We start from the raw sequence: 14,930 nt of genomic DNA, 5'->3' as shown, positions 1-14,930 counted from the left end.
ATTTTTGTAACTCGCGTCGATGCTGAACGCACCGCCCCTCATCAACCCATCAATCGCTACATTGGCGCATAACTCACAAACCACATGCCCCGGTAGATTGCTCACCGGAGCATAGGTTTTTTGCAATCGACCGCACCGCGAGCTGTTTACAGCTTTACTGACCTGCTCGCAGCTCGCAGGCTGCGGTAAATCTCTCACTATTCCTATCTTTGCAGTAGCAAGATAGAGGCCTTCCAAAAGCTAACTGATGAGCTCCACAAGCACATCCGTCGACCACTTCTGCTCTGAGTTCTGTACTTTGGCTGTTTCTATTACTTTAGCCATGTGCATAAGTTGATCTTGGGCCTCGAGATCAAAGTTAAACCACATGTCGGTATGGGAACGGAAACGCACTTGCCAATAGGCAATGCCTTGGTCGAATCTGATCCTCAGAGACCGGCCGTCTTCAAATTCCAGATCAAGCCTACGCCGGTGAGGGACATCACGATTCGAAGCCTCAACAACGAGTTCAACTGACTGGCCGGCCATTACAGAAAGCCACTTACTGACAAAAAACTCAAAGTTATCCTGCCTTGACCAGTCATCGTAGACCTTACGCCCCTGTGGTCGCCCGGACTTAAACAACGTACAGATTTGTACCTCAGCACCAGCAGAAATACGTGTTTTAAGATACTTGAGGACCGTACCCAGAATCGTGATAACGGCAGGATTCTGGATATAACGATCTGAATACTTCACCCTGCAAATGGTTGCACTTTCCAGCACCCCTGCAATTTGCTGATTTTTGGAGAGCAGCGCCCAGAAGCGATCACCAAACGACTGCAGCGGCCCATTGAGCTCCTCCTGAATCGGCAAATCAAAGATCACCCCATTTCCAGAGGGCGGGCTCACTACACTTGCCAGGTCAAATGCACTCCAACTGAGCGCAGGTTGAGATCGCGAGATCACCACCAGTGCGTCACTCTGATGCCAACTACTACCCGGAATCGTAGCCACAGTTGCCCTGGAAGCGAGCGTCACAATCTCACCTCCTTTGAAAGCCTGCACAACGATATGAGCCTCATCGTCAGGCGCACGACAACCGATACTTACGCCAAGAAGTGACAGGCGTTGTAAATCCTGCAGGAGATCTACATCGGTAATTGCCGGAGGTACTAGGAGCTCGACGGTCAAACTGTCAGTCAACACATAGTTCTGAATTGCTTTGCGAAACTGGGGAGCTAGGAGGTCCCACTCATCAGGATCTCCCGAGGCTACAAGGGTGATTTTTTCTACGCCTTCATTGATTAGTCGGCGCAGAACACTCTCAATATTGCCCGGTGAATATTGGCCATCGATTAAGGAAAGCTTGTCTTCGATAGGCAGGCCAACGTAGTGGTTGAAGTCATCACCCAGCCATTCAAGTGCAAGCTTGCGATCCAATTTGTCGTGGTCATGGCGAGTCTGGGAATCCAATAGGCATTCACTGCAACCGCTTTCACAATGAGAACAATGCAGCGTTTCAACCATCTTTCGCAGGAGGGATTCAATATGGAGGGGGGCACTTGAAGCAAACCCCGCTCCGCCGCTGATCACATCATAAAGCTGCAATACTCTGATTGACTGGCCATTTTCCAGCTTGCTTGGCCGGGTTGCATAGCCAAGCTCAGAAGCCGAAATGCCGAGTATTTCGGAAAGAGCAGATCGCAGCGCAACGGCCAAAGTCATTGAAACACAGCGCCCCAACTCGGTATCTGAAATGTACTCTCCACGCACGGGATGATGCAGCATCAACTCAAATACATCAGTGAGGGATGTAACGCCAAGGCTTACGTTGGGAACAATGCTCCCACTCCCCTGGCAAGGCAGCCTCTTGTTGCTCTGATCTTTATCCTCTTTGGTCGGCCGAGGTGGAAAGTGGTCACCAGTTGGAGACAGACCTTGTGGAAACTCATCAGCAGTCAGCATTGACTCGGCTCGACCGCAGCTCATACAAAGTGCAAAACCAGCACCGTTTTCACCCGAGCTATGGTGGAAAACTTGACCATCCGTGCCATAGGCCATCTTACCTACCACTGGATTTGGCAACGGCGTCTTGCCCGCCTTCACAAAAACCCAGGCAGATTCAACTGGTACAAACTTCTGATGCTGGATGTTGTTCGAGGCTTCCTGATAAGCATCTGTAACGAAACCAGAGGGCTGCAGTACCTTGCGGATATTTGATGGTTTGATGAGGGAAAGGCATTCGCTGTTAGTACAAATTAATTCATCAGTTTTGACTAACCCCTCCTCATAACCTAGCCCACCACAGACGTCGCAACGCCAGGCAAAGTCCATTTTCTGAGCTTCTTTGGTATCTGCATTAAGATTATGCCAATGCAGCGAGACACCAGCGGATCGGAAGACACGACCGTCTAGGACGATCTCTGCCCCCGGCGCATACTCACGAATGGCAATCGATAGGTTGCGAGAGGGAAGCCCCTTGTAGCGCGACACATTGTCTTCACGGTCGCGCTTTACCTTGCTTTCAGCTCCTTTCTCGCGAATGTAATCTTCAATTGTAAAATTATCGAAGCTAACGACATCCGTGGGGAATCCATACCCTGGCAGGAAAGTGCGAGCAGAGAGATCACGTAGCAGGTACTCCTTGCAGTGACGACTCTTCTCAACTTGAAGGCGTTTCATGTAAGGGCTATTTGGCTTCGCCTGCTGCTCTTCTGAAAGCAAATAGCGGTAGCTTGCCAACCAACGATTCTGCAAACTTTTTAACTGTTCCATTGATCGCCGACGAAGCTGATCCGGAGCCACTCCTGCCAGAGCAGTACCTTTCACCAATTGCGACAGTGCGTCATCAATGCTCGAAACGGCCAGCCCTAGCGCCTCTAACAAGCGATCACACTGCGAGTTCCCGTTCTCATCGGCATAGAACCACTGCGCATTGAGATTGGTTTTTTCGGTTTGAGTAGGGCCAACGACATTGCAGAGGTAGTCCGCCAACAGCAATGAGTTCACATGCCGCTGGACAAGCCGGGCAGAGTTCAAAGCAACGGCCGGGGCCGGAATCTTTGTCTCAAAAGGCCAGCTGGGATTGGCAAAAACCTGCTGATCGTGCGGATTGTTTTTACAGAGCGTGTAAGCGAGTGCTCTGGACTCTTTACTTCGACCCGCTCGGCCGGCACGCTGAAGATAATTAGCCGGATGTGGCGGCACATTGTTCATAACCACAGCGGAAATACCGCCAATATCTACGCCCATCTCCATGGTGGTTGAACAATTCAGGACATTGATCTGCCCCTTTTTGAACATCTCCTCATAGGAGCCGAGGCGCTCGGAGGACTGCTGGGCCGAATGCTCCGCCGTACGATAATAGAATCCGCCCTCCACAGACCTATCATTGATATCTGTCCATAGATTACGAGCGCGCAACTCCGAAACCTCATGATCAGCGGCTACCTGCGTTCTGATTTTCGTCAATCCGGGTGCATAGTCTTCCTGGGAGCGATCAAGCTCCCAAATACTAGGTAACTCTACTACTTCAGATGAAAAGCTCTTGCGCTGTTCATCGGTCAACTGGGAAAAATCCAGGTGAGTGGGTAGGTACGGCGTGAATCCTTTGAAGGTGGTATCGAGCAATTTATTAGTAATAGGGCAAACGTATGCTCTGTCAACCAACGAAAACAGCATGTGCTCTCTAGGCAAGAAGTAGCGGTTCTCATCAGACTTCAGTGCTGATCCTGGCTTAGTCAACTGCAACCAGGCGGCCCTTAACCAGGCATTGACCAAGTCAACATCAGACGTGTTTGCTGGGCTCAAGTCGGCACCTAGCAGCAGCAACTTAATCAGGCGCTGGGAGTAATTGCCATTACGAATCTGCGGCCAGCGTTTTACTCGAGTCTCGTCTAGCTCTTTTGATTCTGGATTGCGTAGAGTTTTGGCAGAAAAACGGCTTCCGATCCAGCCCTTCCACTCCTCAGTCATAACGATGAAGCTGTTTTCTCGAACATGGAAGTCCAGTGCAACTTTCAAAAAGTCACGCCAATCTTCCAACTTCAGGCCCTTCTGCACCCAATAGGTTGGTGTGTCTTGGATTTTATCCAACCCGAGATAGACGACCTTCACCAACCCCTGAGTTTCCAGACTATTCTGACGTTTTGGACGACGCATAAACTCACGAAACAGCAGCATCTCGGCCAGTTTTTGCGGACCATCCGACTCTTTGAAAATTTCTGGCTTTTGATATTTATTGGCAAGCAACATAGGACCTTTCTCTTGCAGATCAGCCCGTTGCTTGAGCTCATTTACAAGCTCTGGCCACGCCAGCGAAACTAGCGACGGCTTTATCTTTGCCCCACTGAGTGAGGCAAGCGCTGCAGTAAGACGTGCCACCTTTTCCTCGGCGGCCCTGACCTCCTCCTTGATATCGAGACTGCGATACAGCTCCACCTCTTCCTGTGCTTTATTGATTAGCTGCTTCAGCACTTCAGGTTCAATGTTGCTTGATACCGTGTGGGAGTTGCCGTAGCTCTTTTGATGCCAGCTCAAGATCTCTACAACAAGTCCGCGCAGTCTGCTGCGCTCAGCTTCCTGCTGCATACGCACAGCCATACGCGCTGTTCCCTGCCGGCTATCAGTGAACGTAATGAGCCTACGCCCCCTTCCCGGTAGCGACTGAGGCCCATATTCCGGTTTATGGTCTTCGTCCTGATAGTCTTGGCAGTACTCAAGAACTGTCGGTACGGCATTAGTCACATAAAAAGGTGCGCCCAACATAGCGCGTCGAAATGGAAAAGCCCCCTGAAACCCTTTGTAGCCACAACATTTACGGCTGCAAACAGTATCTTGATCATTCAACCGCAGTTTCACACGCTCACCAGAAACAACCGAAAACGACCCCGCATACTTGTCGAACTCACACGCGAGGTATGCTTTACCGTCATTTTCAGCGGCCCCCAGTACTAAAGGAATCTTACTCAGCAACTGCCCATCTGGGCCGACGCCAGCGTCCTCCTCACTAGGTGTTTCAACCTGCAGTGAAAACTCATCCCCACTTGAACTGTCCCACTGGAACAGTTTGCCTCCTTTATCCCGCGCCAGCAGATGGGGCTCATTGCAGTCGTTGCAGAACGCTAACTCGAAAACCGGACTACCACAGGTGCAGGTTTGCCGCTGAATGGCATATACGTAGCCAAAAGGCCAATTTTCTTGCAACGGAGTTTTCAGCTTGGCCGAGCAGCACCTATCAAAACAGGCCCAAAGACCATGAGTGGTGCGTTGGAAAAAGTGAGCACGCAGTTTCAAGAACGCTGGATCAGACTCATTGGGGCGAGTCCCGGAGCAAAGATCCAGCCAGCGCAAAATCTCGTTCTGCGTTGGCAACCAGCCCCCCTCCCGACTCATATGGCTGACAATCTCGGTCAGCTTCATCGGCTTAGGGGCTTCCACTAGAAAGCCTCTCAGAGCGCGAGCCTCGGGAGAGTGCACAAGAGCCTCATAACGGGCGGGATGAATCTCCGGCTCGTCCTCGTTTACTGCCGGCATGGACTCCAGTTTTTCCAGAGAAATTTCTATGTGCTGACAAAGCTCAAGGTCAGGTATGACTCGTTGACCACCCCAGACATCAATCTGAGTGACCGGAACGCCTGAAAGATCCGAGAGGAACTGCTTCAGCTGCTCCGCTGCATCATCGCCGGCAATAGTTGCCGACGTGGCCACAAAACGGACATCCTCGGGCGTAACACCAAAGGCCGTCATCACACGTCTCAACTGCAGAGCCAACTCAGCAGCTTGGGATCCTACATAGCTGTGGGCCTCATCTAAGACAATCCACCGTAAAGACTTCTGATCTCTGGATTTCCGCACGATGGGGGCATCAACCTGCCGCACCATCATGTACTCAAGCATTGTACCGTTGGTAACCAGTATCGGCGCGGGCTGCTCTCGCATGAGCTCGCGCGACAGGATCTCGTTGGGTTTCAGGCTTTGCTCAGTGCGTACCTTGGCCTGCAGTTCTTCAGTGTTCCCGTTGTACAAACAGTAACGAATCCCAGAACCAAAGCTTTGCGTCCAAGCATTCAGGCGTTCTCGTTGCGAGTTAATCAGTGCGTTAAGTGGATAGAGAAACAATGCTCGCACACCAACCAGAGGCTTGTTGCCAGCATCGCGGTACTCCCGGTAAAGATCGTCTAGCACAGGAACCATAAAGCATTCAGTCTTACCCGAACCGGTACCACTAGTGACAACCACGGAATGCTTCCTTTGCAGCAAGGAGCGCCAACTGGCTAGCTGGTGCGTGAATGGTTTCCAGGTCTCTCCAAACCGGTAACGCCCGTTTGCCTTACCATCAAGCGAGGCGACAATCTCCTTGCTCAGCAACTGTTCCTGGGTTGCCAGCTGCGCCATCGTGAAAGACGACTCCTCCCAGCCGAAGGTCTGCTCGAACAATGGTGGAGCCAGGAATGAACCTTCCTTGCCACATTCCGAGCGCATGAGATCACCTAGATGCTCACGCAGCCCCGGATCAGTAATACTCAGAACACTTAAGGTTGATTCTGTTGTGCGAGACAGTGCTTGTTCGACAAGGGCGGAAAAATACTTATCCATTGATTGGTACTGCCTTATGCATGTCCATAACACTGTTCAACAAGCAATATTGATAAATTGAGTTGAACCACTTTGAGTCGAAATCACGGACCTGGCGTAAAAAAAAGATCGCCTCAACACTATTATCAAAAACATCGGAGAATCGCGCCTTGCCACTGGCAACAGCCGCTGCGAAAACAGGCAGATAGACCACCGCATTGCGGTAATCCATTTCCAGTCTGAAAGAAATCACCGAATCAGTCTGTCTGTTGTGCCAGCGCTCCAATCTTTTGCCGCCAAACTCCGGCCAAGTGGCTTCACTGCGGTCACGCATCAACTCAAGATACCAATCCTGAAGAACACTCTTGAAGGCTTCTAGAGGAACATGGATCTCGGGACCTACTGGTTTGCCTGATAGGTAACGTTGCACGCTCTCACCATACGTAGGGAAAGTTTCGCCCAATCTAGAAAACATCCTGCTGATCAATGCTCCTACGGCTTCATCGGCAACGCCCTTATCCTTTAGGAAGGCACCAAATTGCTTGGCAGCCTGATGAATTTCGGCAACAGGTAGAAACTCCCAAAAAATGGGGAACTCTGCCTCAATCCGGTCAAGAAACTTCGGATTCATTTCAAACTTGAAAAGCGCCATCGACAAGGCACGGGTATGGCCGACAAGCGATTTCCAGACCTCGAATGTAGCTAGCGGAAGATAGTCGTAGCCCTCATACAGGGCTCGCAAAAACTGCCAACCACTGTGCATTGGATTAACCGCCATAGCATCCAGAACGGATGTAAAGGAACTGGTTGGCGAGGCATGATCAAAAGTCAGCACCGCTTTCTGCAGGCTCTGAACCTCGTAGCTCTGTGGCAGCAGCTCCCACCCGCCGGCAATAAAAAGAGGCCGGAATGACATGGATGACGCTGATTTAGGGACGACCAGCCAAGGGCCATTCTTTTCAACCAATGCGGGCAGCTCAAACTCCCCGGTTGGCACACCCTCGCTAGCGCGTGAGTGGAGGGGAACAGCACCGCGCATAGGCTCATGAAGTAACATCAAAACAGGTTCCGGCAGCACTGCATCGCAATCGTGCAGATTGCTAGCGCTCAACACCTGCCGGTCTCGCTCCAGCCGCATCTCAGTCGAATACTTACGAACTCGAAAATTGGCATCCTGGCCGTGACCGAATACTCGCAAACCTACAACCTGATCAATGCCGGACTGCAGTGAAAGCAAATCAACAATCTGTTCTCGGATACTGAACAGACTGATTTCCAGGGGTTTCTCAGTAGCGATATAGGACCAGCTGTAACAGGCGTTCTTGGCGGTACTACCTTGGAGGGTCAACTCAAGCCCAAACTTAGTTGGAGCGCCGTTGCGGGCAAACAGATAAATACGAGCGCCCAGCAGGTCATCAACACAAACATCGCGCTTTAGGTTTTTTTCATTGCAGTCAAAAGCCAGGCAACCGGAATTGGGAAACGGTAGTTCAATCTCAATCGGATCAGACAGCAAGCTTGCCGTTACTGAAAAACGCAAACTGATTGGCGGAATGCCGTCAGACGACATTTTGAGTTCAGTATGGCCCTCTCGCTTTATTTGTTGCACCCGAAGATCGCCGTTCATCACCTGAAATAAGCAGCGTTGCAGGGTATGCACCAAAATGCTGCCCTGCCCCGGCCTTTCACCACTTCGTAACTCAACGCGAAAATCAGCTGGCAAAACACCGATCTTACGGCGCAATAAAGTATCGCCGCTACGGTTTCGTACCGAGACATACTGGGCACCCAGCATCTCTTGAATAACACCGCTGCCGGGTTGTTTTCCACCGACGTAGAGGTCACCACCCTGCTTATGTAGATCACCATTGGCACCGGGCCATTGCACTCTGGGTAGTCCTACAAATGTAAGCGTGGGCTTGGTTGCCCAACCTAATAGTGTCCCTCCCAGCTCGAGCCCGAGCCCCATACCGACCGCATGCCCAGTGCGTATCCTGTAGACTTCTTCGCAATCGACTCGCAGCTGGGCTTTACCCTGGACCTTGAGCGTCGGCAGCGAACATACAGAAGACATCTCAGTGATGCAGGCTTCACCAGAATCATCTACTTGACTCAACGCATTATCGGCAGGCAGTACCAATAGGAGTTCTTCATTCGCAATGTTGAACGAAGCCTGCCCGCAGAGCTGCCAGCGATCATTGACAGGTTCAAAGCCCACCGGCACCTCCCCCAGCGCCACGGCACTGCCCTCTATGGGGATTGACGCGATAACCATACCGCCTGCGATAGCAACCAAACTCAGTGAAGAGGCGTAGTCGTGCCGCAACCCCATCGCCTCTCGCTGCCGCAGCCTGATCCTCGCAGTACCATTGTCGATAACGGCATAGCCAGGACCGAGTGACGCAATCGACCGTCCCCCTTCCACAATCGCTAATTCAAACCGTGTCGTAGAAGGTTGCACAGCTAATCGAAAGATAACTTCAGCTGGCATCGAAACCTGAACCTTGAGCGCATCAAGTTGTGCTTCGTGCAAAAAGTGCCGACACCCCCAGCCGCCGAATTCCTTGCGACGTCTTCTGCTCTCGACCGTTGCAGTTTTCAGCAGGCCATTGAGTAATTCATTACCAGTTTCGTTATCAAGCGGTAATGGAAACAGTTCGCGCCACTTTGGATTCATGGCATCCAAGTGCGCGACTGGTTCATCTGCTTGAACCAGGCCATAGTCACGTACCAGTGACACTAACTGATCCGCCATGTGTGCGATCAGCTCTACTGAGGTTTGCGAGGCAAATACCTGAGGTAGGCTTGCCTTTTCAAGCTGCTGCTCTACTTGTTGGGAAGTGCTATGGCCCATTAGATGCCACTGGTCATACTGTTTGAGCACTCGATCAAACAACGTCTGAAAACGGCTGCCTCCCTCGCGCAATATCTGGAAAGGTAGCCCACCCTCACTGAAGAGGGAGCCGAGAAAATCCCTGCGTTCCGACTCGTAAAAGTGCATGGGGCGTTTCCAATAGCCCTCCAAACCCTTAGGAATAGCTTTTCCCAAGTCTGTGGGCGACAGGCTGAAGCCCAATGCTTGCCATATCGGCTCCCAGCTCCAGCCGTGCTCGCGCAAGTATTCACGGCGATACCACTCAGAGCAAAAGAGCACCAAGCAGGAACAAGCTGCCGTGTCTTTAATTACCGCATCAAACGTAGCCAATTCTCTGAGCAGATGCTGCAGGTCGTGGTACTCATCAAGACTACAGTGGTACTCATAGAGCCCACGCTGGTCTGGGGCCTGCAGCCCTCGCCTCTGTAGAAACGCTTTGAGCCAGCTGGAGCATTTGAATACCGATTGAGGCATGAGCAACTTCCTTGAATGAGCATCCAGGACCGAAAAACGGACTCAAAAAACCTGCTGAGTAACCTTAACTACCTGATAAACCGCCCTACCACTCAGGTCTTAAGCATCCTGAGCCAAACAAAATTGTTGAAAGAGAGCGTACCGCACCCAGCAGATCAACACATTTTGCTTGCTACCATCCCTGAGTTCCAATAAGTCCGCGGCCAGCGAGAAAGCCACTATTTCATGAGTCGCTCCACCGCTAAGGTTGAGCGCCGCCGGACGCTGAGTCTTATGTCTTTATACTTAAAAAGTAGCTATTTGACATCTATCTCAAAGAAGTGCGGGGCGCTATTGCAGCCTATCGCCCACAAGTTGAGGGTTCTGCGCCGAAGCTCGCTCCGTTTATGCCCTCACGATTCAGCCAACAACTCTTCAATGCTGCCCATGAACCCATGCGCCTGCTACTGGTGCCCGGCGGTACACACAACAACAGCATAAGCCTGGCCGGCAGTCAGTATCATCACGCCCTCGATGGCTTGATGAGGGCAAGCCCACATCAAGTGGCCAGGTCGGCGATGGCTCAGGGCTCGCAGGACTCCTGAAGGGTGGCGATCAGTTCGCCCTGCTCCCCCTGATGGCGGGCCCGATAGCGCCCAGGGCTTTCCCCGGTCCACTTCTTGAACGCCCGATGGAAAGCGCTGGGCTCCTGGAAACCCAGTCGCTCGGCGATATCGCTGATGCTCGCATCGCTCTGACGCAATTGCTCAAAGGCCACGCCACGGCGTACTTCGTCCTTGATCTCCTGATAGGAACAGCCTTCACGCTCCAGTTTGCGGCGGAAGGTGCTGGGGCTCAGGTGCTGTTCCAGGGCAAAGGCCTGCAATGTCGGCCATTCGCTGTAATGACTGCCGCGCAAGCGCTGATGAACCTGTGACGCCAGGCCATGCTGGTTACGAAAGCGGATCACCAGCCATTGCGGCGCGGTGCGCAGAAACACCTTTAGCGAAGCCAGGTCCTGCGCCACGGGCAGGCGCAAGTAGTGGCTGGCAAATTCGATTTCGGTGCGCTCGGCACCAAAGGTCAGGTTTGGGCCCCAAAGCAGGCGATCGTCACCCAGCGACAGGCGCGAATGGCGGAAGTCCGCGCGATCAATGGGAATGCGCCGGCCACCCAGCCAGCACAGCAGGCTGATCATCAACACCAGGAACGTTTCTTCACCAAACCGACTGGCATCGTTATCCGTCGAACGGGTTTCCAGGCTGATCACCGCACGCTTGCCACGCACGGCCAGCGAGCCGCGAAAGTCGCGCAGGAACAACCCGAAGTTGGCCAGGCATTGGCGCATGGCCTTGTGCAGATCGGGTTCCTGAATCAGGGCACGGCAAATCAGGGCGAAACTGCCCGGCGGCATGCCATGGGAGTCGAGCCCGAAAAACTCGTCGTCGAGTTCGCGAATCTGTATCAGCCACAACGCCGCAAACGCGTTGGCCGGCACCCGCGCAGTGGGTTGGTGCATGACCGCCGGATCAATGCCCGCCTGTTCGAGCACCGCCGTCACGCGCTGCGGGTCATCCCTCAGCCCATGGATCATTGCCTGCACGAAATAGGCGGCAACCGAGTCCTTTTCCCGCATTGGTACGCTTCTCTCTCATCACCCGAATGGCAAAAAACATCATTGCCGTTGAACAGTTTTGGCATAGGACAACCGCCCTGCCGGCTCTAGACTCGCGGCAATAGTACGCCTTCGGCTGCAGTCGCGGCCAAGGTATCGCAGGGTTTGATCGAAGGATGGGAACATGAATCTGCAAAACATCGGGGTGATCGGTGCGGGCACCATGGGCAACGGCATCGCACAAGTCTGCGCCATGGCCGGTTTCAACGTGACCTTGCTCGACATATCAGAAAGCGCGTTACAAAAAGCCGTCGCAACCGTCGGTAAAAACCTGGACCGGCAGATCGCCAAGGAAACCCTGACGCTGGAGCAGAAACAGGCCACCCTCGACAACATCCGCACCAGCACCGATTACAGCAGCCTGCAAAACGCGCAGCTGGTCATCGAAGCAGCGACGGAAAATCTCGACCTGAAACTGCGTGTACTGCAACAGATCGCCGCGCAAGTCAGCAGCGAATGCGTCATTGCCTCCAACACCTCGTCGCTGTCGATCACCCAACTCGCCGCCAGTGTCAGCCAGCCTGAGCGCTTCATCGGCCTGCATTTCTTCAACCCGGTGCCGGTGATGGGCCTGATCGAAGTCATCCGCGGCCTGCAAACCAGTGACGCGACCCACAAACTGGCGCTGGACATGGCGACCACCCTCGGCAAAACCGCGATCACCGCCGGCAACCGTCCGGGCTTCGTGGTCAACCGGATCCTGGTGCCGATGATCAACGAAGCGATCCTGGTGTTCCAGGAAGGTCTGGCCAGCGCCGAAGACATCGACGCCGGCATGCGCCTGGGCTGCAATCAGCCTATCGGCCCGTTGGCCCTGGCGGACCTGATTGGCCTGGATACCCTGTTGTCGATCCTCGAAGCCTTCTATGACGGCTTCAACGACAGCAAATATCGCCCGGCGCCGTTGCTCAAGGAAATGGTCGCCGCCGGTTACCTGGGACGCAAAACGGGGCGCGGCTTCCATGCCTATGCCTGAGCGTTGCTCGCGCTTTGCCGAGTACCGGGACAAGGTCCTGGAGCTGTTTGCCTGCAAGGGGTTCGGCCAGGTCGGCATGCGTGAGCTCGCGACGTGCCTGGGGCTTTCTCCAGGCTCGCTGTATCACCATTACCCGAGCAAACAGCATCTGCTGCTCGACCTGATCGAGGAGTTCTACGAGGAGTTGCTGGCCACCCTGGGGCGTATCCAGCAAAAAGCTCCGGGCAAGCGCGACAAGCTCAACAGCCTGATCCGCGCCCATCTGAATCTGCATCGGGAGATGCCCTGGCATTTCCGCCTGGTGGAGCGCGACAGCGGTTGCCTGAACGAAGAGCAACAGGCTCGGGTCCGGCAATTGCGCGAGCAATACGAACGCACGTTATTGAAGATGCTCGGTGCGAAGTCTCGTTTCAGCGAGCAAGGCCTGCTGGCCGCCGGGCATGCCATTGGTGCCCTGCTCAACAGCGCCCCCAGCTGGCTGACGCCCCATGTGCTGGACGAGCAGGAACGTGAGGAGCTGCTGGAAAGCATGGTCAGCGGCGCCATCGAACGTGTGCTTGCACCACGGCGTGTGCCGGAGGCGATAAGCCTCGCGCGTCCTATCGAAAAAACATCTAAAGAAACACAAGCTTCGACAAAGATTTAGCGCTTTGCTTGTCGGCTCGACACAATCGGAATTCGCCGAAAAAACCGGCGTCCAAACCGATGTATGTACTCGAGCACCTGGAGCCGACCATGAAAATCAATCCCTACCTTATCTTCAACGGCGACTGCAAAGCGGCCTTCACGTTCTACGCGCAGTGCCTGCAGGGCCAGATCGAAGCCATGTTGACCTTCGGCGAAACGCCGGCCGGTGAGCATTTCCCCAAGGATCTGCACAACCTGATCATCCATACCCGCCTGATCGTGGGCGATCAGGCGATCATGGGGTCCGACACCACACCGGATCGCCCCGTGGATAAAATGAGTGCCTGTTCGATTTCACTTAACGTCGACAGCATTGCCGAGGCCGAGCGGGTCTTCAATGCCCTGTCGGACGGTGGCAACGTGCAAATGCCGCTGGAAACCACGTTCTGGGCGGCGCGCTTTGGCATGCTGGTCGACCGTTTTGGTGTGTCGTGGATGGTCAATTGCGAAAAGGATCAGTAAACGGCCTTTGTCGAACGACAGTATTGAAGGCACAAAAAAGCCCAACCTGAAAAGGTTGGGCGTTCTGGCAACTCCCGGTCTGTCTGCTACCGTCAACTAGCCACATGGATAGCGGCGCAAACTCAAAGGCATCGTGATCAAGTACCAATAGTTTCCCCCACGCCCCGGAGACACCGTCAGCGGAGGTTGAATTTGAATGATGTGGTGATCGCCCTCATCGTTTTCGCCTGCCTGTTCGGCAGCGCACTACTGGGCTCGTACGTAAGGGAGCGATTACCTAGCCATCATCTGAGCGATGACTCCGTCGCGGTGGTAAAGCTGGCTACCGGCCTCATCGCAACGATGTCGGCGCTGGTTCTCGGCCTGCTCGTTTCCTCTGCCAAAGGCACATTCGATACGGCTAATGCCGAACTGGAGGGTGCGGCGGCGAAAGTGGTTCAATTCGACCGCATGCTGGCCCGCTACGGTGCCGGCACCCAGGACATCCGCACCGAGCTCAAGCACAACTACGCCGAAGTCACGGAAGTACTCGCCTCTCGCGATCACCGTCAGATTGCAACGCTCGATAGCCCCGAAGTCATCCGTCGCTCTGAAGGTCTACAACGCCAGGTCGAATCACTGTCGCCGGGCAACGATGATCAACGCTCACTCAAAGCCGCGGCATTGCAAGACATGGACACGGTTTTTGCCACCCGCTGGTTGACCCTGCTGCAAGCCAATCAATCGATCCCACCGGTGATGCTGGTGATCCTGGTGTCGTGGCTTGCGATTATCTTCGGTTCCTTCGGCCTGTTTGCACCACGCAACGGGACCATTGTCGTCGTGCTGTTGATGTGTGCCCTGTCGACCGGGGCAACAATCTTGCTGGTGGAAGAGCTCAATCGGCCGCTTGATGGTTTTATCTGTGTGTCTCTGGAACCGCTGAAGCACACGCTGGAGCGGTTGGGGCAGTAGGAGCGAGCTTGCTCGCGATGAGCTTCAGCACGGCGCGGGGCATCAGTAAGTTAGCGTCAGCGTTGACGAGCATCGTCGGAACGCCGCCCGGAGCAAGCTCGCTCCTACACGGCGGACAAAAACAAAACCCCTACCTGCATACGCAGATAGGGGTTTCGGAATTTAATCTTGACGATGACCTACTCTCACATGGGGAAACCCCACACTACCATCGGCGATGCATCGTTTCACTGCTGAGTTCGGGATGGGATCAGGTGGTTCCAATGCTCTATGGTCGTCAAGAAATTCGG

At 53.8% G+C, this 14,930-nt stretch carries 7 protein-coding genes, 1 rRNA gene and 1 pseudogene; 5 read left to right on the top strand and 4 right to left on the bottom strand.

What is annotated here, in order from left to right; all coding sequences use genetic code 11:
* Positions 1–240 precede the first annotated feature (240 nt).
* Positions 241–6,579 (bottom strand): DEAD/DEAH box helicase, encoded by a 6,339-nt coding sequence (locus AC1DKH_RS24265; protein WP_477799529.1) that lies wholly within the window; start codon positions 6,577–6,579, stop codon positions 241–243.
* Positions 6,572–9,907 carry an STY4851/ECs_5259 family protein gene (locus tag AC1DKH_RS24260; RefSeq protein WP_477799528.1) on the bottom strand — a complete coding sequence of 1,112 codons (3,336 nt, stop codon included), beginning with the start codon at positions 9,905–9,907 and terminating at the stop codon, positions 6,572–6,574. The genes AC1DKH_RS24265 and AC1DKH_RS24260 overlap by 8 nt, the downstream gene beginning before the upstream one ends.
* A gap of 383 nt (positions 9,908–10,290) precedes the next feature.
* On the opposite strand from AC1DKH_RS24260, the pseudogene AC1DKH_RS24255 reads away from it, so the two are divergent.
* Positions 10,291–10,491: pseudogene (locus AC1DKH_RS24255) on the top strand (alpha/beta hydrolase); the annotation flags it as partial.
* Here AC1DKH_RS24255 and AC1DKH_RS24250 read toward each other — a convergent pair.
* The gene (locus tag AC1DKH_RS24250; protein ID WP_477799527.1) at positions 10,470–11,522 is read right to left on the bottom strand and encodes an AraC family transcriptional regulator; all 1,053 of its coding nucleotides are present in this window, start codon (positions 11,520–11,522) and stop codon (positions 10,470–10,472) included. The pseudogene AC1DKH_RS24255 and the gene AC1DKH_RS24250 overlap by 22 nt on opposite strands.
* Before the next feature lie 163 nt (positions 11,523–11,685).
* Here AC1DKH_RS24250 and AC1DKH_RS24245 point away from each other — a divergent pair, with 163 nt between their 5' ends.
* The 4 genes from AC1DKH_RS24245 (at position 11,686) to AC1DKH_RS24230 (ending at position 14,640) form a co-directional block, all read left to right on the top strand.
* Positions 11,686–12,537, top strand: coding sequence for a 3-hydroxybutyryl-CoA dehydrogenase (locus tag AC1DKH_RS24245; protein ID WP_477799526.1), 852 nt, complete (start codon positions 11,686–11,688; stop codon positions 12,535–12,537).
* Positions 12,524–13,183, top strand: coding sequence for a TetR/AcrR family transcriptional regulator (locus tag AC1DKH_RS24240; RefSeq protein WP_429492070.1), 660 nt, complete (start codon positions 12,524–12,526; stop codon positions 13,181–13,183). Before AC1DKH_RS24245 ends, AC1DKH_RS24240 begins: the two co-directional genes overlap by 14 nt.
* Positions 13,184–13,272: 89 nt before the next feature.
* Positions 13,273–13,686 carry a VOC family protein gene (locus AC1DKH_RS24235; protein ID WP_477799525.1) on the top strand — a complete coding sequence of 138 codons (414 nt, stop codon included), beginning with the start codon at positions 13,273–13,275 and terminating at the stop codon, positions 13,684–13,686.
* Positions 13,687–13,887: 201 nt separating this feature from the next.
* Positions 13,888–14,640: a bestrophin-like domain gene (locus tag AC1DKH_RS24230; RefSeq protein ID WP_477799569.1), complete on the top strand. Its 753-nt coding sequence runs from the start codon at positions 13,888–13,890 to the stop codon at positions 14,638–14,640.
* A 166-nt stretch (positions 14,641–14,806) separates the two neighbouring features.
* Here AC1DKH_RS24230 and rrf read toward each other — a convergent pair.
* Positions 14,807–14,922 (bottom strand): 5S ribosomal RNA (rrf, locus tag AC1DKH_RS24225).
* Positions 14,923–14,930: the final 8 nt, after the last annotated feature.

The organism is Pseudomonas sp. 05L36 (genome assembly GCF_056398125.1).
The sequence above is the reverse complement of the archived record's forward strand: the minus strand, read 5'-3'. Positions and strand labels throughout refer to the sequence as shown.